The organism is Pseudomonas sp. GW823-FHT02E01, from assembly GCF_058797535.1.
Genome location: NZ_JBXAJS010000009.1, coordinates 41,240 through 62,654 on the forward strand (window position 1 = coordinate 41,240; position 21,415 = coordinate 62,654).

Annotated in this window: 26 protein-coding genes; 17 read left to right on the plus strand and 9 right to left on the minus strand. The window is 60.2% G+C overall.

Annotated features, from left to right (window positions below):
• The first annotated feature begins 24 nt into the window (after positions 1–24).
• Positions 25–1,569: a sensor domain-containing diguanylate cyclase gene (locus AC1RDQ_RS21205; protein ID WP_492588031.1), complete on the plus strand. Its 1,545-nt coding sequence runs from the start codon at positions 25–27 to the stop codon at positions 1,567–1,569.
• 19 nt (positions 1,570–1,588) lie between these two features.
• Here AC1RDQ_RS21205 and AC1RDQ_RS21210 read toward each other — a convergent pair whose 3' ends face one another.
• The 3 genes from AC1RDQ_RS21210 to AC1RDQ_RS21220 form a co-directional block, all read right to left on the minus strand.
• On the minus strand, positions 1,589–1,951 hold the full coding sequence (locus AC1RDQ_RS21210; RefSeq protein WP_090454727.1) for a DUF2784 domain-containing protein: 363 nt from the start codon (positions 1,949–1,951) through the stop codon (positions 1,589–1,591).
• 60 nt (positions 1,952–2,011) lie between these two features.
• Entirely contained in the window at positions 2,012–2,887 is an 876-nt protein-coding gene (gene dapA, locus AC1RDQ_RS21215; RefSeq protein WP_492588033.1) for a 4-hydroxy-tetrahydrodipicolinate synthase, read from the minus strand.
• Positions 2,888–3,172: 285 nt separating this feature from the next.
• Positions 3,173–4,108: a sensor domain-containing diguanylate cyclase gene (locus AC1RDQ_RS21220; RefSeq protein WP_090457832.1), complete on the minus strand. Its 936-nt coding sequence runs from the start codon at positions 4,106–4,108 to the stop codon at positions 3,173–3,175.
• A 167-nt stretch (positions 4,109–4,275) separates the two neighbouring features.
• Here AC1RDQ_RS21220 and AC1RDQ_RS21225 point away from each other — a divergent pair, with 167 nt between their 5' ends.
• The 3 genes from AC1RDQ_RS21225 (at position 4,276) to AC1RDQ_RS21235 (ending at position 5,496) form a co-directional block, all read left to right on the plus strand.
• Entirely contained in the window at positions 4,276–4,974 is a 699-nt protein-coding gene (locus tag AC1RDQ_RS21225; protein WP_007978998.1) for an AzlC family ABC transporter permease, read from the plus strand.
• On the plus strand, positions 4,974–5,285 hold the full coding sequence (locus AC1RDQ_RS21230) for an AzlD domain-containing protein (protein WP_167362889.1): 312 nt from the start codon (positions 4,974–4,976) through the stop codon (positions 5,283–5,285). Before AC1RDQ_RS21225 ends, AC1RDQ_RS21230 begins: the two co-directional genes overlap by 1 nt.
• A gap of 64 nt (positions 5,286–5,349) precedes the next feature.
• A complete protein-coding gene (locus AC1RDQ_RS21235; RefSeq protein WP_167362858.1) occupies positions 5,350–5,496 on the plus strand; it encodes a hypothetical protein in 147 nt (48 codons plus the stop codon).
• A gap of 159 nt (positions 5,497–5,655) precedes the next feature.
• Here the strand turns inward: AC1RDQ_RS21235 and AC1RDQ_RS21240 are convergent, their stop codons facing one another.
• On the minus strand, positions 5,656–6,336 hold the full coding sequence (locus AC1RDQ_RS21240; RefSeq protein WP_154862405.1) for an SOS response-associated peptidase family protein: 681 nt from the start codon (positions 6,334–6,336) through the stop codon (positions 5,656–5,658).
• Positions 6,337–6,543: 207 nt separating this feature from the next.
• Here AC1RDQ_RS21240 and AC1RDQ_RS21245 point away from each other — a divergent pair, with 207 nt between their 5' ends.
• Positions 6,544–7,443, plus strand: a complete 900-nt coding sequence (locus tag AC1RDQ_RS21245; RefSeq protein ID WP_057715475.1) for a polysaccharide deacetylase family protein — start codon at positions 6,544–6,546, stop codon at positions 7,441–7,443.
• An 84-nt stretch (positions 7,444–7,527) separates the two neighbouring features.
• Here AC1RDQ_RS21245 and AC1RDQ_RS21250 read toward each other — a convergent pair whose 3' ends face one another.
• A complete protein-coding gene (locus tag AC1RDQ_RS21250; protein WP_349736069.1) occupies positions 7,528–8,412 on the minus strand; it encodes a LysR family transcriptional regulator in 885 nt (294 codons plus the stop codon).
• Between the two features lie 124 nt (positions 8,413–8,536).
• Between AC1RDQ_RS21250 and AC1RDQ_RS21255 the strand changes: the two genes are divergently transcribed.
• From AC1RDQ_RS21255 to AC1RDQ_RS21295, 9 genes are all read left to right on the plus strand, one after another.
• Entirely contained in the window at positions 8,537–9,685 is a 1,149-nt protein-coding gene (locus AC1RDQ_RS21255; protein ID WP_191629309.1) for a muconate cycloisomerase family protein, read from the plus strand.
• Between the two features lie 10 nt (positions 9,686–9,695).
• Positions 9,696–9,986, plus strand: coding sequence for a muconolactone Delta-isomerase (gene catC, locus AC1RDQ_RS21260; RefSeq protein ID WP_218432980.1), 291 nt, complete (start codon positions 9,696–9,698; stop codon positions 9,984–9,986).
• A 55-nt stretch (positions 9,987–10,041) separates the two neighbouring features.
• On the plus strand, positions 10,042–10,971 hold the full coding sequence (catA, locus tag AC1RDQ_RS21265; protein WP_057715471.1) for a catechol 1,2-dioxygenase: 930 nt from the start codon (positions 10,042–10,044) through the stop codon (positions 10,969–10,971).
• Positions 10,972–11,182: 211 nt separating this feature from the next.
• The gene (locus AC1RDQ_RS21270) at positions 11,183–12,142 is read left to right on the plus strand and encodes an AraC family transcriptional regulator (RefSeq protein WP_492588034.1); all 960 of its coding nucleotides are present in this window, start codon (positions 11,183–11,185) and stop codon (positions 12,140–12,142) included.
• 268 nt (positions 12,143–12,410) lie between these two features.
• Complete coding sequence (gene benA / locus AC1RDQ_RS21275; RefSeq protein WP_057715469.1) at positions 12,411–13,775, plus strand: benzoate 1,2-dioxygenase large subunit; 1,365 nt, start codon at positions 12,411–12,413, stop codon at positions 13,773–13,775.
• The gene (gene benB, locus AC1RDQ_RS21280; protein WP_102672557.1) at positions 13,772–14,260 is read left to right on the plus strand and encodes a benzoate 1,2-dioxygenase small subunit; all 489 of its coding nucleotides are present in this window, start codon (positions 13,772–13,774) and stop codon (positions 14,258–14,260) included. Before benA ends, benB begins: the two co-directional genes overlap by 4 nt.
• A gap of 10 nt (positions 14,261–14,270) precedes the next feature.
• Complete coding sequence (benC, locus tag AC1RDQ_RS21285) at positions 14,271–15,284, plus strand: benzoate 1,2-dioxygenase electron transfer component BenC (RefSeq protein WP_492588035.1); 1,014 nt, start codon at positions 14,271–14,273, stop codon at positions 15,282–15,284.
• A gap of 157 nt (positions 15,285–15,441) precedes the next feature.
• Positions 15,442–16,215, plus strand: coding sequence for a 1,6-dihydroxycyclohexa-2,4-diene-1-carboxylate dehydrogenase (locus AC1RDQ_RS21290; protein WP_090454739.1), 774 nt, complete (start codon positions 15,442–15,444; stop codon positions 16,213–16,215).
• A gap of 42 nt (positions 16,216–16,257) precedes the next feature.
• Complete coding sequence (locus AC1RDQ_RS21295) at positions 16,258–16,956, plus strand: alpha/beta hydrolase (RefSeq protein WP_057715465.1); 699 nt, start codon at positions 16,258–16,260, stop codon at positions 16,954–16,956.
• Between the two features lie 3 nt (positions 16,957–16,959).
• On the opposite strand, the gene AC1RDQ_RS21300 is transcribed toward AC1RDQ_RS21295, so the two are convergent.
• Positions 16,960–17,322: an NUDIX hydrolase gene (locus AC1RDQ_RS21300; RefSeq protein ID WP_492588036.1), complete on the minus strand. Its 363-nt coding sequence runs from the start codon at positions 17,320–17,322 to the stop codon at positions 16,960–16,962.
• A gap of 217 nt (positions 17,323–17,539) precedes the next feature.
• On the opposite strand from AC1RDQ_RS21300, the gene AC1RDQ_RS21305 reads away from it, so the two are divergent.
• On the plus strand, positions 17,540–17,728 hold the full coding sequence (locus tag AC1RDQ_RS21305) for an SPOR domain-containing protein (protein WP_057715463.1): 189 nt from the start codon (positions 17,540–17,542) through the stop codon (positions 17,726–17,728).
• A gap of 129 nt (positions 17,729–17,857) precedes the next feature.
• Here AC1RDQ_RS21305 and osmE read toward each other — a convergent pair whose 3' ends face one another.
• Together osmE and AC1RDQ_RS21315 are read right to left on the minus strand one after the other, a co-directional pair.
• On the minus strand, positions 17,858–18,208 hold the full coding sequence (gene osmE / locus AC1RDQ_RS21310; RefSeq protein ID WP_492588037.1) for an osmotically-inducible lipoprotein OsmE: 351 nt from the start codon (positions 18,206–18,208) through the stop codon (positions 17,858–17,860).
• A gap of 13 nt (positions 18,209–18,221) precedes the next feature.
• The gene (locus AC1RDQ_RS21315) at positions 18,222–18,461 is read right to left on the minus strand and encodes a hypothetical protein (RefSeq protein WP_057715461.1); all 240 of its coding nucleotides are present in this window, start codon (positions 18,459–18,461) and stop codon (positions 18,222–18,224) included.
• A 381-nt stretch (positions 18,462–18,842) separates the two neighbouring features.
• Between AC1RDQ_RS21315 and AC1RDQ_RS21320 the strand changes: the two genes are divergently transcribed.
• Entirely contained in the window at positions 18,843–19,178 is a 336-nt protein-coding gene (locus tag AC1RDQ_RS21320) for a hypothetical protein (protein ID WP_057715459.1), read from the plus strand.
• Between the two features lie 94 nt (positions 19,179–19,272).
• Here the strand turns inward: AC1RDQ_RS21320 and AC1RDQ_RS21325 are convergent, their stop codons facing one another.
• On the minus strand, positions 19,273–19,833 hold the full coding sequence (locus AC1RDQ_RS21325) for an RrF2 family transcriptional regulator (protein WP_090454745.1): 561 nt from the start codon (positions 19,831–19,833) through the stop codon (positions 19,273–19,275).
• A 313-nt stretch (positions 19,834–20,146) separates the two neighbouring features.
• Here AC1RDQ_RS21325 and AC1RDQ_RS21330 point away from each other — a divergent pair, with 313 nt between their 5' ends.
• Positions 20,147–21,349: an NAD(P)/FAD-dependent oxidoreductase gene (locus AC1RDQ_RS21330; RefSeq protein WP_492588039.1), complete on the plus strand. Its 1,203-nt coding sequence runs from the start codon at positions 20,147–20,149 to the stop codon at positions 21,347–21,349.
• Positions 21,350–21,415: the final 66 nt, after the last annotated feature.

Genomic DNA, 21,415 nt, shown 5'->3' on the forward strand with positions numbered 1-21,415 from the left:
TGTCACAGACAATCAGGGAGCAGCATGGTACATCCATCGATCAACGATCATATTGAAATGCTCCGGCCAGCGGTGCCCCGGCTCAAGGTTCGCTCGGCGGTGATCCTGCTGCTCGCAGTGTGCCTGTCGATGGTGGCTATCGTGATCTGGGAAGCCTGGAGCTCGCGCCAGTACTACCTGCATGACAAGGAAGTGACGATGTCCAACCTTGCGCAGACCCTGGCATCGCAAGCGCAGGCAACGATCAAGCAGGCCGACACACTGTTGTTCACCCTGGTCGATCGGCTGGAGCACGAGGGTGTGGATCAATCCCGGCTGCCGGCATTGCTCAATGCCCAGCGCAGTGAGTTGAGTCAGCTCCATGGCGTGTTCGTTTTCGACGAAAAAGGGCAATGGATCGCCAATTCCAACGGCGCCGGCCAAACCGGCGTCAACAATTCCGACCGCGAATACTTCACCTTCCATCGCGATAACCCCAGCCGTGGGCCGCACATCGGGCCGTCGATCAAGAGCCGTTCGAGCGGTGAATGGATCATGACGGTTTCGCGCCGGTTCAATCATCCCGACGGCAGCTTTGCCGGGGTGGCGGTGGCGACGATTTACCTCAGCCATTTCCTGCAGCTCTACGACAGCATCGACATGGGCAGTAACGGCGTGATCAACCTGATCGGCGACAATGCCCGCATTGTCATTCGCAGGCCCTTCAAGGAAGCGGAGATCGGTTCCAGCCTCGCCAAGAGCCCGTTGTTCAACGAGTTGTTGCCCAAGGGCGACGCAGGTACGGCCACGCTCAGGTCGATCGTTGACGGTGTCGAGCGGGTGACGGGCTATCGCCGGGTCGAGGGTTATCCGCTGATCGTTTTTACCGCGGTGAACAAGGATGAAGTGCTCGGCAGCTGGCGCAAGGAGACGCTGCTCAGCGCCGGCATTGTCGCGCTGTTGCTGAGTTTTCTTGGGGTACTGGGGTTTCGGCTTATCAACCTGATGAGGCAGCAGAACCTGGTGCAGGTCGAGTTGCTGGACACCCAGGACAAGCTCCTGGAGGTCAATCGCAACCTCGAAGGCCTGGCCCTCAAGGACGCGCTGACGGGGCTGGCCAACCGCCGTCAGCTCGACGCTTTCATCGATGCTGAAATGGGCCGTGCCCGACGCAGCCAGTCCGAATTGGCGCTGTTGATGATTGATGTCGACCATTTCAAACCGTTCAACGACTGCTACGGCCACCTGGCCGGTGACGAGTGTTTGCGCAAGGTCAGTGCGATCATCACGAACAGCATCAAGCGTCCCGGTGACCTGGCCGCCCGCTATGGTGGCGAAGAGTTTGCCGTGGTGCTGCCCGGCAGCGACTACGTGGGGGCATTTCTGGTGGCGGAGAAAATCCGCCGTGCGGTACTGCAGGCCGACATTGCCCACAGTGACAGCCCGGAAGGCATCGTGACCGTCAGTGTCGGCGTCTGTGCCAGCAATGCCGCGTCCCAGGTCCGCCCCGAAGACCTGATTGGTGCGGCAGACAAGGCGCTGTACGTGGCCAAGGCCAGTGGGCGGAACATGAGCGTGATTGCCAACTGAACGTCGGGCTGGTTGAAGATCAGGCAGCCCATCGCTTGATCAACCGAAGATAGATCAGCACGTTGATCAGCAACACCACGGCGCCCAATCCCAACTGAATGCCGGGCGTCAGCCCCGCCGGGTAAATCACCGGCCAAATGTAGTGCTCGATGAATCCTCCGCCATAGCCGGTTTGCCCGGCTTCATGGCGCATGCGGTTTTCCCAGTCGGTCAGCGGGCAGGGCAGGTGGAAGAACTCCACCGCCATACCCCACAGCGCGGCCGGTGGGTGCCACCAGATCAGGTGGCGCCATTTGAGCACCAGCAACCCGCCGAACAACACAAACACGATGAACAGCAAGTGAAACAGCATCAGCCCGTCGGCGGCGATTCGGTACAGCATGTCGGTGCCCCTGAAGGCTGAACGAATCGCTCCATGTTACTCGGGCCGCTGGCCGTTGCTCTATCGATTGTCGCGGCCCAATGCGCTGAGCACACCCTTCAAACGCTCGGTCATCGGTTCACTGCTGCGTTGCATGGGCGCGCGCAGTTCGTCACCGATCAAGCCTTGCAGGGCCAGTGCTGTTTTCACCGGGGCCGGGTTGGGCTCCAGGAACAGGCTGTTGATCAGTGGCAGCAAACGGAAAAACGTGGCGCGGCCCTCGGCCAATTGGTTGTCGCGGATCTGTCGGTGTAATTGTACGAACAGTTCGGGACGGACATGCGCCGACGCGGCAATCGCACCTTTGGCGCCCAGGCACAGGGCATTGACGATCTGGTTGTCTTCGCCGCACAGCACGTCGACAAGGCCGCTGTTGAGCAAGGCGAGGGTGTTGGAAAAATTACCGCCGCAATCCTTGATGGCGACGATCCGCTCGTGGGCGACGATGTTGAGCAGGGTCGCCTGTTCGAAGGCCACGCCGGTACGGTATGGGATGTCGTAGAGAATCAGCGGTACGCTGGAGGCATCGGCGACCGTGCGGAAAAACGCTTCGAGGCCGGCCTGGGAAGGGCGGATGTAATACGGTGCCGGCACCAGCAGGCCAGCCACCGGGCGCTTGAGGATCTCGCTCTGGAACTGCAACAACTCGGTCAGGTTGTTACCGGCCAGGCCCATGACCACCTGTTGCGCCGGCACCAGTTCCAGCACCGCATCGAGCACCGCCAGTTGCTCATGCTTGCCCATCGCCGCCGGTTCGCCGGTGGTGCCGCAAACGATGAGTCCGTCGACACCTTTTTCCAGCAGATGGCTGACCAGCCGGCGCAAGCCGACAAAATCGATGGCGCCGTTGTGGAATGGTGTGACCAGTGGAACCCAGATACCTTGAAACGCTGACATGCACTTTCTCCTGATGGTTGACCGATTTCGTCACCGTCAGGGGCATGGAAGGAGAGTAAGCAAGGGGAGGGTGGTCCGTCGCGCTCAATGTCCTGTCAGCTCATCTGACGGGACAGCGCGCCCCGGTCACATGAGCGACTGTTTCTTCGATTTGAGGGCGTGCGCAACGCAACCTTGCGCCTTGGCAATCAAGCCAATGACGGAAGAGTCGAGATTGAAGGTTGCGGACATACTTGCTTACACCCTGAGTGAGGCGCTCAGTTTTAAAAGCCGGCGCGCCGTTTGTCAATCACGAAAATCAGCGTACTCGGCGCGCATTCGGCCATTGTGCTTGGCCTTGTACAGCAAATGATCGACCTGTTCGACGAATTCCAGGGCCGTCGCGTGCATCGACGCCAGGGTGGTGCCGACGCCGAGGCTGATACTCAGCAGCTTCGACACGTTCGAGAATTCATGGGGGATCTGCTGCTGGCGAATCAGGTGCAGGCACTTGTGCGCTACCAGCCGCGCTGACTCGGCATCGGTTTCCGGCAGCAGCCAGACAAACTCTTCACCGCCGATCCGCGCAATGAAATCCCGTGGCCGGTTCGCCGCCAGGGACAAGGTTTGCGCAACGCGGCGCAGGCATTCGTCGCCCTTGATGTGGCCGTAATGGTCGTTGTACTGCTTGAAGTAGTCGATATCCAGCACGATCACCGACAATGGCAAGCCGGTGCGCTGGGCATTGTTCCACTCGCGCTCCAGCACGGTGTCGAACATGCGCCGGTTGGCGATGCCGGTCAGGCCGTCCTGGAAGGAATACTCTTCAAGCTGCTTTTGCAGGCGGATCAGGTGCTCTTCGGTTTTCTTGCGCTCGCTGATATCGAACATGAAACCTACCAGCGCCTCGACTTCGCCGTCCTTGCGCACCACATGCACCACATCGCGGATCCAGACGTACTCGCCGCTTTCGGTGAGTGCGCGATAGTCGGCCTCGTGATCGATACCGGCGCGCGATTGCGAGACGCAGAAGTCCATCACGTAGTCGCGGTCATCCGGATGCATGCGCTCGACCCAGTCATTGACCGACGCCCAGCTGTGCTGTTTCCAGCCCAGCAGTTCTTCGATCTGTGGCCCGATGTAGCTGAACGTCATGGTTTTCCAGTCGATGCGCCAGGGAATCGCCCGGGTCGATTCAAGCAGGGTTTTATAAACGTCGCTGTCGGTTTCCACTGAACTCATGAAGGGCCTGCCCCGATGAAAATGCAGGGCCATCATGTTGCTAGCACTTTGGCGAATCAAGCGGGCAGCCGATGAATGGCACGCCACGTATCAGTGAGCAAGATTGTTCAAGCCTTCGGCCGCGACTGCTGGCACAGTCTGGGGTCTATCCCTGTCTGTAGAACGTTATGTCCAACTCAATCATGCCGCGCAGTGCCTTTTTGCGCGGCGCAGCGGCGATCATGCCGTTGTCCCTGGCCACCGCGCCCTGGGGCTTGCTGGCCGGTTCCATGGCCATCGAAGCCAACCTCACGCCCCTGCAAGGCCAGGGCCTGTCGAGCATTGTGTTTGCCGGTGCCGCGCAACTGGTGGCCATCGGCATGCTCAAGGGCGGTGCCGGGATTTTTTCGATCTTGCTGACCACACTGCTGCTGACCTCCCAGCATTTGCTCTACGGGATGAGCATGCGCTCGGTGATTTCGCCATTGCCGGGGCGCTGGCGCGCGGGCCTGGGGTTCTTGCTCACCGATGAGTTGTTCGCCCTGACCAGCCAACACGACAAACAGCAGTTCAACCGCTGGTACGCCCTGGGCGTGGGCCTGACGTTCTACATCGCCTGGAACCTGTTCACCCTGGCGGGCATTGTGCTCGGCAGCAGCATTCCCGGCCTTGAACACCTGGGCCTGGATTTCTCCATCGCGGCGACCTTCATCGCCCTGATCACCCCGGTGGTGCGCAATGTGCCGACCGTGGTGTGCGTGGCGGTGTCGCTGTTCTGCTCGGTGCTGTTCAGCTACTGGCAATGGGGCTCGGCGCTGGTGCTGTCGGGGCTGGCGGGCATGACCGCCGGGTTTGTCTGCAATAAATTCTACGGTGGACGCACATGATGGTCTGGGCAGTGATTATCGGAATGGGCGTGCTGGTGTTCCTCAACCGCTATGTTTTTCTGGAACCGCGACTGCCGCTACGCTTGAGCAGCAATGCCCGGCAGTTCCTCGGGTTTGCCGTACCGGGCATGTTGACCGCCATCTGCGGGCCGATTGTGTTCATGCCGGAAAAACAGCTGAATCTGCACTGGGACAATCCCTATCTGATCAGCTCGCTGGTGGCGGTCGGGCTGGTGCTCTACACGCGCAATACGTTGCTCAGCATGCTGTTGAGCATGGGCTTCTTCTTTTTGCTGCGCTGGTGGCTCTGAGCGGGGCAGGGGAACTGATCTAAGCTTAAGTTGATGACCGATCCCTTCAGGAAGAGAGGTGAACATGGCCAATGAACCCAAGCAACCGGACCCGGAAGAAGATGAGGACGAACCCACGGAAGAAGAGATTGAGCAGCAGAAACGTTCGGTACCGGACTGGAAGCATCCTGACGACGGTAAGGAACTGTCAGAGCCTGACCGCAAGTTCTGAGCAGCACGGGAATACAACAAGGCCCCGCCATTGAGCGTAATGCTGCTGTAGGAGCGAGCTTGCTCGCGATGGTTATTAACGATTACGCGTGTTTACTGGCTAAACGCGGCGTTCTTGAGTCCATCGCGAGCAAGCTCGCTCCTACAGCGGTTGATCGGTTCATGGGACTTCCTTGATCAGCGTGGCGCCCTGGTTCCTGACATTGCCAACGGCCCTGTCGACCTTGTACCACTCGAATACATCGCTGGCCTCGCCCTGGGATAACGCCATTTCCTCGGCTCGCTCCCTGGGCGTGGCCGGGTCCAGCCATTCCCGCGCCAGTTCGGGTGAGAACACCACCGGTCGGCGGTCATGCACGTCAAGCATGCCGCCCGCGCTGTCGGCCGTCAGAATGACGAAACCGTCGTGCTCCCTGTGGGGCGCTCCACCGATGGGGTACTGGCCGATGGCCGCGCAGAAAACCGGGGCGCGGTCCCGTCGCCGGATCAGCCACGGTTGTTTGTTGGCCTCGCCGGTGTCGACCCATTCGAACCAGTTATCAATCGGGCAGATCGCGCGATGGGGCCAGATCGCCCGAAAGTACGGGCCGTGGGCGACTTTCTCGACCCGGGCATTGACCGGCTCCACGCGATCCGTCGCCCAGTGCGGTCGCCAACCCCAACGCACGGCGTCGGCGTGCAGCCGCTCGTTCTCCAGGTGCAGCAGGGCGAGTTGCGTGGTGGGGGCGGCGTTATAGTGCCCCAGGGGTTCGTTGCCGACGCGATTGATCAGCGCGTCGGGGATGCTCAGCACCGCTACGAAGTCGTGGATTCCACGGTATTGCGACAGTCGTCCGCACATGGCCTGACACTCCGGTTAAGACGCTCCGACCGAAGCTTTGAGTTTAGTTGCTCGTGGCGAAACGGGCCTGGCGAGCACCGGAACCAAACCCTGTGTACCCTATCCAACCTCGGCCCGTCGTCTCGATGCGGGCCGACGACGGATGAGCGGGCGAAGGATCCTTGCCCATTGAAGTATCGACCGTGATGGTCTGGCCCAAGGCAAAAAATGAAACGATTGTTCAAGTGTTTAACGGTGTGCGCCTTGGCAGTGGGTTTGTTCGGCTGTATCGCCGCACCCATCGAAATGACTCCGCGGACCGAGCAGCGTTTGCAGGCGCAACCCCCCATCCGGTTTCTGCTGACCTTCGATGACGGCCCCAGTGCCTCGAGCTGGTGGAATCCGACCGTCACTGTATTGGAGAGCCTGGCGCAAAACCCGCTGCAATCGGACATCAAGGCCGTGTTCTTCGTGCAAACCCGCGCTCCGCGAGCCGGTGGCAGCGAATTGGGCCGGGACATCATGCGTCGTGAACATGCCGAAGGTCATATCCTGGGCTTTCACACGGCAACACCCCGGCACACCAATCATCGTTCCCTTGACCCACCCGTGTTGGAGCAGGCCCTCACCGATGGCAGCGCCGACATCGCTGCGATTACCGGCGCTGCGCCAACCCTGTTGCGCCCGCCATTCTGGAACTACGACAAACGCACCTTCGCCGCTTATCAGCGGCATGGCCTGCATGTACTGCTCACCGACTTGAGCGCCAATGACGGCAAGATCTGGGGCTTCAACGCCAGCCCCCGGCGCCGGTCGCACATGCTGCGCTCGATGTCCGAAGTTCGCGAGCGCATTGCCCGCGGCGAGTTGCCGGTGGTCGATGGCGTGATTCCGGTGGTGGTGACCTTCCACGACCTCAACCGCTATACCGCCCGGCATACCCGCGAATACCTGCAGATTCTGCTCGACAGCGCCCGGGAGACCGGGGTGAAAACCGCCGACAAGCCGTTTTACGACGATCAGGCTGCGTTACAGCGGGCGGCCATGGCGCGCACCGTGCGTGACGGTTCGCAGCCAGTCGAATTGCCGGGGTTCTGGAACTGGATCTGGGGCGGGAACACCCGTTAGAAAACCTGCAGATAGGGCCGCTACGCAGCCCAACGGGGCGGTGCGGCGTTCCGACAAGCCCCGTCCCCACAGGTATTCATTGCCTCAAGTCGCTGGCAGCAGCTCATCAATCATTCGCAAACAATGGTTCAACCCCGGCGATACATCGCCCACCCGTCGGCTGAGAATGATCGGCGAGGTGGCGTTGTCTTCCAGCAGCGGGGTGAAGCCGATGTCGTCGCGGTGCAGCAACTGCACCGAGGCCGGTACCAGCGTGACGCCGATTCCTGCCCCCACCAACCCGATCGCCGTTTGCAGTTCGTTGGTCCATTGCGCGACGTGGATGCTCACGCCGTAGGACTCGAACAGGGCAATCACATGGTCGGCGTAACTCGGCCTTGGATTGCCGGGGTACAGCACAAAGGGTTCCTTGGCCAGTTCCCGCAAACTGATGGGCCCTGCGAGCAACGGATGCCCGGCGGGCAGGGCGGCGACCAGGCGGTCTTCGGTGAGCACGGTCTGGACGATGGCCGGGTCGTCGATACGGATTCGCCCGAAACCGATGTCGATGCGCCCGGCCTTGAGCGCCTGCACCTGTTGCAGGGTGGTCATTTCAGAAAGCCCGAGCTCCAGCTCCAGCGGCTCGCCACTGCGTAACCGGCGGATCAGTTCCGGCAGCACGCCATACAGTGTCGACGGCGCAAAGCCGATACCCAGCCAGGTTTTCTCACCCAACCCGATGCGCCGGGTGTTGTCGCAGACCTTGTTCAGTTGTTCGAGCAGGGCGGTGGAGTGCTCGTGGAAAAACCGCCCGGCGTCGGTCAACTTCAGCGGTCGGCCGCGCTCGAGCAGCATCACCCCCAGTTCGTCCTCCAGTTGCTGGATCTGCCGACTCAAGGGTGGCTGGGCGATGTGCAGCAACTCGGCCGCGCGGGTGAAGTTGAGGGTTTGAGCCAATACCTGGAAGTAACGCAGGTGCCGCAGTTCCATGGAGCCTCCAGTCAATCAGTTGCATACCTTTAAGGTATCAAGTCAGACCAATTCTATATTGGCTTCAGGAAAAAAGCCGTACGAGAATCGATTCCAGAACTTCAAGAACCTGACGGGTATCGAAATGCTTGCAACAGCCATTGAGTCGATCGAGACGATCATCGTCGATCTGCCGACCATCCGCCCGCACAAGCTGGCGATGCACACCATGCAGAACCAGACCCTGGTGATCATCCGCGTGCGTTGCGCCGACGGCATCGAAGGCATCGGCGAATCCACCACCATCGGTGGTCTGGCTTACGGCAATGAAAGCCCGGACAGCATCAAGACCAACATCGACACGCACTTCGCGCCACTGTTGATCGGCCAGGACAGCAACAACGTCAACGCGGCCATGTTGCGCCTGGAGCGCAGCATTCGCGGCAACACTTTCGCCAAATCCGGTATTGAAACCGCACTGCTCGATGCCTTGGGCAAACGCCTCGGCCTGCCGGTCAGCGAATTGCTTGGCGGTCGTGTTCGCGATGCGCTGCCCGTGGCCTGGACCCTGGCCAGCGGCGACACCGAGAAGGACATCGCCGAAGCGGAAAAAATGCTCGACCTGCGTCGCCACCGCATCTTCAAACTGAAGATCGGCGCCGGGGAGGTCAACCGCGACCTGGCCCACGTCATCGCCATCAAGAAGGCCCTGGGTGACCGCGCCAGCGTGCGGGTCGACGTGAATCAGGCCTGGGACGAAGCGGTGGCGCTGCGGGCCTGCCGGATCCTCGGCACCAACGGCATCGACCTGATCGAACAGCCGATCTCGCGCAACAACCGCGCCGGCATGGCTCGCCTCAACGCCATGAGCCCGGCGCCGATCATGGCCGACGAATCCATCGAATGCGTGGAAGATGCGTTCAACCTGGCCCGCGAAGGCGCGGCTTCGGTGTTCGCCCTGAAAATCGCCAAGAACGGTGGCCCACGTGCCGTATTGCGCACTGCCTCGATCGCTGAAGCGGCCGGTATTGCCCTGTACGGCGGCACCATGCTTGAAGGTGGCCTGGGCACCATGGCCTCGGCGCATGCCTTCGTCACCCTGAACAAGCTGGCGTGGGACACCGAACTGTTCGGCCCGTTGCTGCTGACCGAAGACATTCTCAGCGAACCGCTGGTGTATCGCGATTTTGAACTGCACGTGCCGAACACCCCGGGCCTGGGCCTGAGCCTGGATGAAGAGCGCCTGGCGTTCTTCCGCCGCGACAAGACATCCACCGCCATTCATCAAGCCTGAGGAGAGCATTATGCTGTTCCACGTAAAAATGACCGTGAATCTGCCGGTCGACATGAATCCGCAAGCGGCAGCCAAACTCAAGGCTGACGAGAAAGCCCTGGCCCAGCGCCTGCAAGAGCAGGGCAAGTGGCGCCACCTGTGGCGCATCGCCGGGCACTACGCCAACTACAGCGTGTTCGATGTCGACAGCGTTCAGGAACTGCATGACCTGCTGATGCAATTACCGCTGTTCCCGTACATGGCCATCGAAATCGACGCGATGTGCCGGCATCCTTCTTCCATCCGTGACGATGACCGCTGAGCCCAGCCTGTTCAGCGCGCTACGCTAATAATTACAAGATGAGGAACCCTTCAAAATGAACGTCAAGATTTCCCACACTGCCGAAGTCCAGAAATTTCTCGAAGAGGCCAGCGGCCTGCTCAACGACGCCGGCAACCCACGGACCAAAGCGCTGGTGTACCGCATCCTGCGTGATTCGGTGAACATCATCGAAGACCTGGCCGTGACCCCGGAAGAGTTCTGGAAAGCCGTCAACTACCTCAACGTGCTGGGCGCTCGCCAGGAAGCCGGGCTGGTGGTGGCCGGTCTCGGTCTGGAGCACTACCTCGACCTGCTGATGGACGCCGAAGACGAGCAGGCCGGCAAGTCCGGTGGCACCCCGCGCACCATCGAAGGCCCGCTGTACGTGGCGGGTGCGCCGCTGTCGCAAGGCGAAGCGCGTCTGGACGACGGCGTCGATCCGGGTGTGACCCTGTTCATGCAAGGCCGCGTGTTCAACACCGCTGGCGAACCCCTGGCCGGTGCCGTGGTGGATGTCTGGCACGCCAATACCGGTGGCACCTACTCGTACTTCGACACCACGCAATCGGAATTCAACCTGCGTCGCCGTATCGTGACCGACGCCGAAGGCCGCTATCGTTTCCGCAGCATCGTGCCGTCGGGCTATGGCTGCCCACCGGACGGTCCGACCCAGCAACTGCTCGATCAACTGGGTCGTCATGGCCAGCGTCCGGCGCACGTGCACTTCTTCATTTCCGCGCCGGATCATCGCCACCTGACCACCCAGATCAACCTCGACGGCGATCAATACCTGCACGACGATTTCGCCTACGCCACCCGTGACGAACTGATCGCCAAAATCACCTTCAGCGACGATCAGCAGCGCGCGGCGGCCCATGGTGTCAGCGGTCGCTTTGCCGAAATTGACTTCGATTTCACCCTGCAGTCGTCGGCCCAGCCTGAAGAACAGCAGCGCCACGAGCGGGTTCGCGCACTGGAAGACTGATAGCACGACCCTGTGGGATCACCACTCTGTGGGAGCGAGCTTGCTCGCGATAGCGGTTTTACATTCAACATCCATGTTGACTGGCACTCCGTCATCGCGAGCAAGCTCGCTCCCACAAGGGTTTCGGCTAACTGTCTGGAAAATCTCAAGGGACTGATGCAGTGTTCTAGAATGCCCCGACGCAACCTATAACAACAACGAGAGTGACCCGATGATGCAAGCTCAACTGTTGAGTCAGCGCAGCAGAGTATTCGACCATGCCGACCCCTATGCGGTGTCGGGCTACGTCAATCAGCACGTCGGTAACCACTGCATTCTCATGCCCCGTGCCGGCAGCCCGCTGGCCAGTCTCGACCATCGCAAGTTCGCCAGCCTCGACCTGTGCCGCATCAGCTACGGTGCCAGTGTGCGAGTGACGTCCGGTGCGCTGGACAGTATCTATCACCTGCAAGTGCTGCTGCGCGGCAATTGCCTGTGGCGTGGCCACGGCCAGGAACATTACTTCGCTCCCGGCGAATTGCTGCTGATCAATCCTGACGATCCGGTGGACCTGACGTACTCCGCCGATTGCGAAAAATTCATCCTCAAAGTCCCGACCCGCTTGTTTGAATCGGTCTGCGATGAGCAGCGCTGGCGCTATCCGGGGCAGGGCGTGCGGTTTCTGGAAAACCGTTATCAGCTCGATGATCTGGAAGGCTTCGTCAACCTGTTGGCGATGATCTGCCAGGAGGCCGAATCCACCGAGCAGATCCCCAGGGTCCAGGAGCATTACACGCAGATCATCGTCAGCAAGATGCTCAGCTTGATGAAAACCAACGTCAGCCGCCTCGAACTGGGCTCGCAGACGGCCACGTTCGAGGCGATTGCCGACTACATCGCCAATAACCTCAAACAGGACATCGACAGCGAAGAGCTGGCGCGCCAGGCCCACATGAGCCTGCGCTCGTTGTACGGATTGTTCGAGCGAAATGCCGGCCTCACGCCGAAAAACTATCTACGCCAGAAACGCCTGGAACGCATCAACGCCTGCCTCAGCGATCCGACCTGCAACGTGCGCAACGTCACCGAAGTGGCAATGGATTACGGCTTCCTGCACCTGGGCCGGTTCTCCGACAGCTACCGCAAGCAGTTCGGCGAATTGCCGTCCGATACCCTCAAGCGCCGGCATTGAGGCGCCAGCAATGGCGGCCTTGTAGTCGACCAGTCGCTCGCGGATGTACCCGATCTACTGTAGGAGCGAGCCTGCTCGCGATGGAGGTCAACGATGACGCGGGGAACCTGACACCCCGCAGTGCTCTCAGGTTTTTCGCGAGCAAGCTCGCTCCTACAAAAAACACATTGCACAAAACGGATAAAGGTCTGCACTGCGCGGATATTCCAGCCTGACCCCCCGTCCTAGCATGACCCCTGCCTGAACAATAACAATGGAGGCGGCGGCCATGACCCTGCGACCCGAATATTTGCATTCCCTGCTTGAAGACGATCCCGAGCAAGGCCTCTATCGCTGCAAGCGCGAGATGTTCACCGACCCCCGGTTGTTCGATCTGGAGATGGAACACATCTTCGAAGGCAACTGGCTGTATCTGGCCCACGAAAGCCAGATCCCCAACATCAACGATTTCTACACCACCACCATGGGGCGCCAGTCGATCTTCATCGCGCGCAACAAGGACGGTGTGCTCAACGCCTTTATCAACGCCTGCAGTCATCGCGGCGCGACCCTGTGCCGGCACAAGTCCGGCAACAAGAGCTCCTACACCTGCCCGTTCCACGGCTGGACTTTCAACAACTCCGGCAAGCTGCTCAAGGTCAAGGACCCGGCCAACGCCGGATACCCGTCGAGTTTCAACTGCGAAGGCTCCCACGACCTGACCAAGGTTGCGCGGTTCGAGTCCTATCGCGGCTTCCTGTTCGGCAGCCTGAAAGCTGATGTGCTGCCACTGGTCGAACACCTGGGCGAGTCGGCGAAGATCATCGACATGATCGTCGACCAGTCCGCCGATGGCCTGGAGGTGCTGCGTGGCTCCTCCAGCTACATCTACGAAGGCAACTGGAAACTCACCGCCGAGAACGGCGCCGATGGCTACCACGTCAGCTCCGTGCACTGGAACTACGCGGCCACCCAGAACCAGCGCAAGCAGCGCGAAGCCGGCGACACCAACCCGACCATGAGCGCCGGCAGCTGGGCCAAGCAGGGCGGTGGTTTCTATTCCTTCGACAAGGGCCACATGCTGCTCTGGACCCGTTGGGCCAACCCTGAGGACCGTCCACTGTACGAGCGCCGCGATGAGCTGGCGCAAGACTTCGGCAAGGCTCGCGCCGACTGGATGATCGAGAACTCGCGCAACCTGTGCCTGTACCCGAACGTGTACCTGATGGACCAGTTCAGCTCGCAGATCCGCATTGCCCGGCCGATCTCAGTCAACCGCACGGAAATCACCATCTACTGCATCGCCCCCAAAGGCGAGAGCGACCACGCGCGTTCGAGCCGGATTCGCCAGTACGAGGATTTCTTCAACGTCAGCGGCATGGCAACGCCCGACGATCTGGAAGAGTTCCGCTCCTGTCAGACCAGCTACCAGGGCAGCGTCACCACCTGGAACGACATGTCCCGTGGCGCCGAGCACTGGATTGAAGGTGCTGACGAGGCTGCAAAAGAAATCGACCTGCATCCGCTGCTCAGCGGCGTGCGCACCGAGGACGAAGGCCTGTTCGTGCTGCAACACAAGTACTGGCAGCAGACCATGCTCAAGGCATTGGCTGCCGAACAGTCGAAGCTGATCGCCGTGGAGGACGTGCAATGACCATTTCTTACGATGCCGTGCGCGATTTCCTCTACCGCGAGGCGCGCTACCTCGACGACCGCCAGTGGGACGAGTGGCTGGAACTGTACGCCCCCGACGCGACATTCTGGATGCCGTCCTGGGACGACAACGACGAGTTGACCGAAGACCCGCAGCGGGAAATCTCGCTGATCTGGTACGGCAACCGCACGGGCCTTGAAGACCGCGTCTTCCGCATCAAGACCGAGCGCTCCAGCGCCAGCGTGCCGGACACCCGCACCTCCCACAACATCAGCAACATCGAGCTGCTCGAACAGGCCGACGGACTGTGCAAGGTGCGCTTCAACTGGCACACCCTGAGTTTTCGCTACAAGACCGTCGACAGCTATTTCGGCAGCAGTTTCTACACCCTCGACGTGCGCGGTGAAAACCCGCTGATCCTGGCCAAGAAAGTGATTCTGAAGAACGATTACGTTCGCCAGGTCATCGATGTCTACCACTTGTGAGACTGCCGTCATGACCCATTCCATTGCGTTCAATTTTGAAGACGGCGTCACCCGGTTCATCGACGCCAACGTCGGCGAAACCGTGGCCGATGCCGCGTACCGCCAGGGCATCAACATCCCGCTGGACTGCCGCGACGGTGCTTGCGGAACCTGCAAGTGTTTTGCCGAAGCCGGCACCTACGATCTGGGCGAGGAGTACATCGAAGACGCCCTCAGTCCTGAAGAGGCCGCGCAGGGTTTTGTCCTGACCTGCCAGATGCGCGCCCAGAGCGATTGCGTGGTGCGGGTGCCGACGTCCTCCGAGGTTTGTCGCACCCGTCAGGCCAGCTACGACGCGACCATCAGTGCCGTGCGCCAACTGTCCGACAGCACTATCGCGCTGTCGATCAAGGGCGAATCCCTGAGCAAACTGGCGTTCCTGCCGGGGCAATACGTGAACCTGGGGATTCCCGGCAGCGAGCAGACCCGTGCCTATTCGTTCAGCTCGTTGCAGCGCGACGGTGAGGTCAGTTTCCTGATCCGCAACGTGCCGGGTGGCCTGATGAGCAGCTTCCTCACCGGCATGGCCAAGGCCGGCGACTGCATGAGCCTGGCCGGTCCCTTGGGCAGCTTCTACCTGCGCGACATCCGTCGGCCGTTGTTGCTGCTGGCCGGTGGCACCGGGCTGGCGCCGTTCACCGCGATGCTGGAGAAGATCGCCGAGCAGGGCAGCGATCACCCGCTGCATCTGATCTACGGCGTGACCCACGATTTCGACCTGGTGGAACTCGACCGCCTCGAAGCCTTTGCCGCGCGCATCCCCAACTTCACCTTCAGCGCCTGCGTCGCCAGCCCCGAGAGCCAACACCCGCTCAAGGGCTATGTGACCCAGCACATCGAGCCCAGGCATTTGAACGATGGCGACGTCGACGTCTACCTGTGCGGCCCGCCGCCGATGGTCGAAGCCGTCAGCCGGTACATTGGCGAGCAAGGCATCAAACCGGCGAATTTCTACTACGAAAAATTTGCTGCCAGCGCGGCGTGAGTCGCAGGCGATTTCCCTTGCTTGGTAAATACCCCCTGTGGGAGCGAGCTTGCTCGCGATAGCGGTCTGGCAGTCACCAGATATGTTGACTGGAAGGACCTCTTCGCGAGCAAGCTCGCTCCCACAGTTGAACGGCAACCTTCTTCATGAGGTACACATGAACAGATTTCACGAAAAAGTCGCCCTGATCACCGGTGCCGCCCAAGGTATCGGGCGGCGGGTGGCCGAGCGTATGGCCGCCGAAGGGGCGAAGCTGATCCTGGTGGATCGCTCCGACCTGGTGTTCGAAGTCCAGCAACAGTTGGCGCCAACCACCCAGGTACTGGCCCTGACCGCCGACCTTGAGCAATACGAGGAATGCAGTCGGGTGATGCAAACCGCCGTCGAGCGCTTCAGTCGCCTCGATGTGCTGGTCAATAACGTCGGCGGGACGATCTGGGCCAAGCCGTTCGAGCACTATGAAGCGTCACAGATCGAGGCCGAGGTTCGCCGTTCGCTGTTCCCGACCTTGTGGTGTTGCCATGCCGCGCTGCCGTTCATGTTGCAGCAGGGCAGCGGTGCGATCGTCAACGTTTCCTCCATCGCCACCCGCAGCCTCAACCGCGTGCCCTACGGTGCGGCAAAGGGTGGGGTCAATGCCTTGACCGCTTGTCTGGCGTTCGAAACCGCCGGTCGCGGCGTGCGAGTCAACGCCACGGCGCCTGGTGGCACCGAAGCACCGCCGCGACGCATACCCCGCAATGGTGCCGAGCAGAGTGAGCAGGAAAAACTCTGGTACCAGCAGATCGTCGACCAGACCCTCGACAGCAGTTTGATGAAACGCTACGGCACCCTGGATGAGCAGGCGGGGGCTATTCTGTTTCTGGCCAGCGACGACGCGTCCTATATCACCGGCATGGTCATGCCCGTGGGCGGAGGCGATCAGGGCTGAGGCGAACGACAGACAACCCCATCGGCAAACGGAGTCATGGTGATGAGTGATAAACCCACGATCGTGCTGGTCCATGGTTTTTGGGGCGGCGCTGCCCACTGGAACAAGGTCATCGTTAAATTGGTCAGCCGTGGTGACACGCGCATTCGTGCCGTCGAGTTGCCACTGACTTCGCTGGCCGATGATGCCGAGCGTACGCGCAAGATGGTCGCCCAGGTGCCCGGTCCGGTGCTGCTGGTGGGGCATTCCTATGGCGGCGCGGTGATCACCGAAGCGGGTGATTTGCCGAATGTGGTGGGCCTGGTGTACATCGCCGCGTTCGCACCGGACGCCGGTGAAAGCCCCGGTGGCATCACGCAAAGGCATCTGCCAGCGGCGGCGGCCAACCTGGCTCCCGACAGCGACGGATACCTGTGGGTCAAGCCTGAGCTCTACCACGAAAGCTTCTGTCAGGACCTGCCGGCGACCGAAGGGTTGGTCATGGGTATCACCCAGAAAGCGCCGCTGGCGAGTACCTTCGGTGACACGATTGGAACGGTGGCCTGGAAGAAAAAGCCATCGTGGTATCAGATTTCGACCGCAGACCGGATGATCGCGCCACAGAACCAGCAATGGATGGCCGCGCGACTCAACGCCCGGGAGATCCTGACCTTGAATGCCAGCCACGCGTCATTGGCGTCGATGCCCGCCGAAGTGGCGGCCTTGATCGACAGGGCTGCGACGGCGTTGGCCAAAGGCTAGGGCCTACAAGCGGCGCACAAAGGTGCTGGCAATATTGCGCATGGCGTCGCTGATGTTCAGGTTGTGTAGCGCATCAAGCGGGTGCCAGATGCAATCGGTGATTTCGTTCAGCGGCCGCAATTGCTCCAGATTCAGCACCGACACCTTGAATACGTGGTGTCGGGTGCCGCCCGATTCCAGTTCCAGCACGTATGTCAACTCGTCGACCCGCAGGCCGGTTTCCTCCAGCAGCTCGCGAACGGCGGCATCGGCTGCGCTTTCACCCTGTTCAAGCTTGCCGCCGGGCAGCGTCCAGCGTCCTCCTCGCTTGCGTACCAGCAGTACATGCCTTTCCTGCTCGAAGATGATCGTTGCGCGTACTTTCATTGATTACCTAATGGCCGGTTGAGATGGTGCAGGCATTGAAATGCAGCATTCGGGTCAGGGCCGATTGAGCACTTTACGAGTAATTCGAGGGGGCAATGCGAGGAAAAGTGCAATCGATTTCGGGAATTTCCATGGCGACGTCTGGTCGGTATTTTGGACAAGGGTGGGTGTAAGGTAGGCAAGTCAACCTGAGATCACTGCCCGAGAGGAGGTGACTATGAGCGTTCCGATGTTGAACAAGATGCACATGAATGGTTATGACGTACTCAGCGTGAACAACGGCCCCTGGCGGGTATGTACCCAGGGCGACCGGCTTGGCTCGTTTGCCAGTCGGGAAGAAGCGCTGGCATTTGCCGCATCGCTGCCCGGCTACAGGGCACGTGCTGCCAGGCCAGCGGGAAAATGAAGCCCCCTGTAGGAGCGAGCTTGCTCGCGATGGTCGCTAACGATAACGCGTGTTTCCTGGCTAAACCCGCCGCGCTTGAGTCCATCGCGAGCAAGCTCGCTCCTACAGCCTGCAAAATCCTTAAGGGCGCTAGTAGCCGCCGCCTCCGCTGGGGCGGGAGGGTTCCCTGGCCTTTTGCTGCGTGTGGCTCCACTCCGCGCAGGTCATGAAGCTCTTGTGGTCGACCATGCCGCGGCCGTCGAAACTGACGTTGTACGGCTGCTGATGGTCGGCATGAGTCAGTTTGTAGTCAAAGCACGTACCGGGTTCGACGCTACGATCGCTGACCGCCAGCGGCTGGCCGCCGATTTGCCGGACTTGCTCCTGGGTCATGCCGGTGTCGACTTTCGCGACCAGCGGCTGATCCTTGTAGATCGAGTTGGTGCTGCAGCCTGCCAACGCGGACAGTACGACGACCAGCGTGAATAGAGGTCTGTTCATGGCAGCGCTCCCGCTATTGAGCCTTGTTGCGGCTAATGACCTTGGCCTTCACTTCCTCGGCGTAGCCGGACAGTTTTTCTTCATCGCCCTGAAATAAAGAACACAGTCTTTGAACGGCTTGCGCGTCGACTTCGCTCCCGAGCAGGCGCAATTGCTGCTCGATGCGCAACAGCTCGACGGCCGACCAGCGCAAATCTGACGCAAGCCCTTGCAGATCGCGCCGAAGTTCTTGTTCCGATTTGTTAAGCCACATGATGACCTCCTGAACTTTGCACACCAAAATTTTAGACCTGTTTACCGCGCCGTATGTTGTGTTCGTCTGAGTCAGCGAGGTTTCCTTTGGTCGGGAAAACAACAGCGAACGAAAAAGTAAGCTGTCCTACTCAAGTGCTGATTGTTCCTGCGGGGGCGACGTAAAATGACCACAACCGATGATTTCAGGGCCATGGCCCAGAAATTGATCGCTGACCTGGAGGCGGCGACCAACCATGACGCCTGCGAAAGATGGATGGATTATCTGAATTCAAGGAACTAACCGGGGCAAGCGATATCAATGACAGTCGCTGAATCGTTGGGGATGGCTGTAGGGACGACGGCGAGCTACATTTTCTTATTTCAAATTAAAGGAAACAGCATGCGGATGTTGATGGGGGGAGTCGTGTTGGCATTGCTGGGCGGGTGCTCGTTGCCGGCTTCGTTGGTACCGGGTGAGCCGAATGTCAGCAAGCACAGCGAGAAGACGCCAAAAGAGTATGCGGCGTGCGTGTTGCCTGCCTGGCAAAAGGAAGTATCGAATACGACCCAGGTTTCGATATCCAACGGATTCCGCATCACCGCGCCCAGCGTGATCACGGCCGACGAAGTGCTGGATATCGTGAAGTACAAGGAAGGCAGCCGGGTTTCGCTGTATCAGGGGCCACCTTGGGCCAAGTCCGGCGACCTGCGCAAAATCGTGCGCGACTGTTTGTAAGCGCGGGAGGCTGAAAATCGGTCAGCGACCGATGTTCGCCTGAATCCAGAAAAAACCGGATGCCTGGCGCGCATCCGGTTTTTTTTTGTGTGGATCAGTCTGAAAGGTTGGTCGTCGGGATGATTTGCTCACTGGCCTGGGCCGCACTTTTGCGTTCCCGGCGCTCGTTCATCCAGCTTTCCACTTTGACGCCGAACTCTGGCGGGGCCTTGCGCCCGAATTTCCTGGCGATGTCGAGGATGGTTTGTTGCGCGAGGGCCTCTTCCATGCGTTTTTGCGCAACCATCATCGCGCCATTGATCGCGCACAGACCCTCCAGTGCCCATTCAGGCGGGGCACCGTCAAACACGGCGCAACGACCACGGATCTCCCGACAATCGAAAATCGACTTGCGGCCGTCGATGGCATTGACGATATCCAGCAAGGTGATTTCGTCAGCGGGCCGGGCCAGCTTGAAGCCACCGCGCACGCCTTCGGTGGCGACCACCAGTCTGGCCTTGGCCAGCTTGGTGAAGATTTTCGCCAGATAGTCCTGAGGGACGCCTTGCAGATCGGCAAGGTCGCGCACGCTCGCTTCGCGCGAGTCGCCGCCATTACCCACCAGAAAAAGCAGGCAGTGGATGCCGTATTCGACACCCGCGCTGTAAAGAGACATGCAAATCTCCGACTGAATTAGTCGCAAATTCTAACAGCCGAGAGCAAGCAAGGCAACGAATCCCTTCTCGTTGGATCTTTTTTCATGACAGCAAAACACTCCTGTGATGCGCTGAATACAGGGGGCTCAGGTCATGGGTCACGTTTTTCGGTGGCAGCCCTCGATAAAAACCTGTTGCGGGATTTAACTAGGATCAATACAGTCGTAGTTGCTCGGTCGCAGTGGCAGACGCTTATCTGGGTACAAGCCCGCGTCGGTCCTTAAACCGCTCAACGATTTTCAACACTTGGTCATTCCCCCCAGGAGTCAAAAAATGAAACAGCACATTCTGGTGATCGGCGCAGGTTTCGGTGGCATGTGGACCGCATTGAGTGCCACGCGCCTGTTCGACATTCACGGCCACAACGATGTTGAAGTGACCGTGCTGGCGCCTCAGGCCGAACTCCGTGTGCGTCCGCGCTTCTACGAACCGAATGCCCATCAACTGGCCGCGCCGATTGGCGATCTGTTTGATGCTGTAGGGGTCAGGTTCATCAAGGGCGCGGCGCAGACCATCAACGTCGAGCAAAAGCAGGTCGGCTATGTCGATGCCGCTGGGACCCGACAAGTCTGCAGCTACGACAAACTCGTTCTGGCTACCGGCAGTCGCCTGGCTTCGTCGAGCACTCCGGGCGTGGCCGAACATGCCTTCGATGTCGATCAGATCGAGCAGGCCGTTCGCCTGGAAAACCACCTCAAGGCGCTGGCCAGCCAGCCCGAAAGCAAGGCGCGCAACACGGTGGTGGTGGCCGGTGGCGGTTTCACCGGGATCGAAACGGCGACTGAAATGCCGACCCGTCTGCGGGCCATCTTCGGCGACCGTGCCGACATCAATGTGATCATCGTGGACCGCGGCGATAAAGTGGGCGGCTCGATGGGTGAGCAAATCGCCGAATCGATTGTTGAGGCCAGCGTGGCGACCGGCGTGCAATGGCACTTGAAAGCTTCGGTTGTGTCGGTCGATGCCGACGGCGTCACCCTGTCCGACGGGGCGCGCATCGATGCAAAAACCGTGGTCTGGACCACCGGCGTTCGCGCCAGCTCCCTGACCGAGCAGATTCCCGCCGAACGTGATCACCTGGGCCGTCTGCATGTTGACGCGCACCTGAAAGTCATTGGCCAGAACGACATCTTCGCTACCGGCGACGTCGCCTATGCGGCCAGTGACGAGATCGGTAACTACGCCTTGATGACCTGTCAGCATGCTATTTCGCTGGGCCGCCATGCCGGCAACAATGTCGCCGCGCAGCTTCTCGGTGTCGACCCGACGCCGTACAGCCAGCCGAAATACGTGACCTGCCTCGATCTGGGCGCTTGGGGCGCGGTGTACACCGAGGGTTGGGATCGTCAGGTCAAATTGGTCAAGCACGAAGCCAAGGCATTGAAGACTCAGATCAACACCCAGTGGATCTACCCACCGGCGGCTGATCGCGCCTCGGCGCTGGCTTCGGCGGATCCGATGATTCCCGTGGCCTGATTGATTCGAACGTCACGTCTGAATAAAAACATCCCGCTCGGGTTCGCCTGAGCGGGATTTTTTACG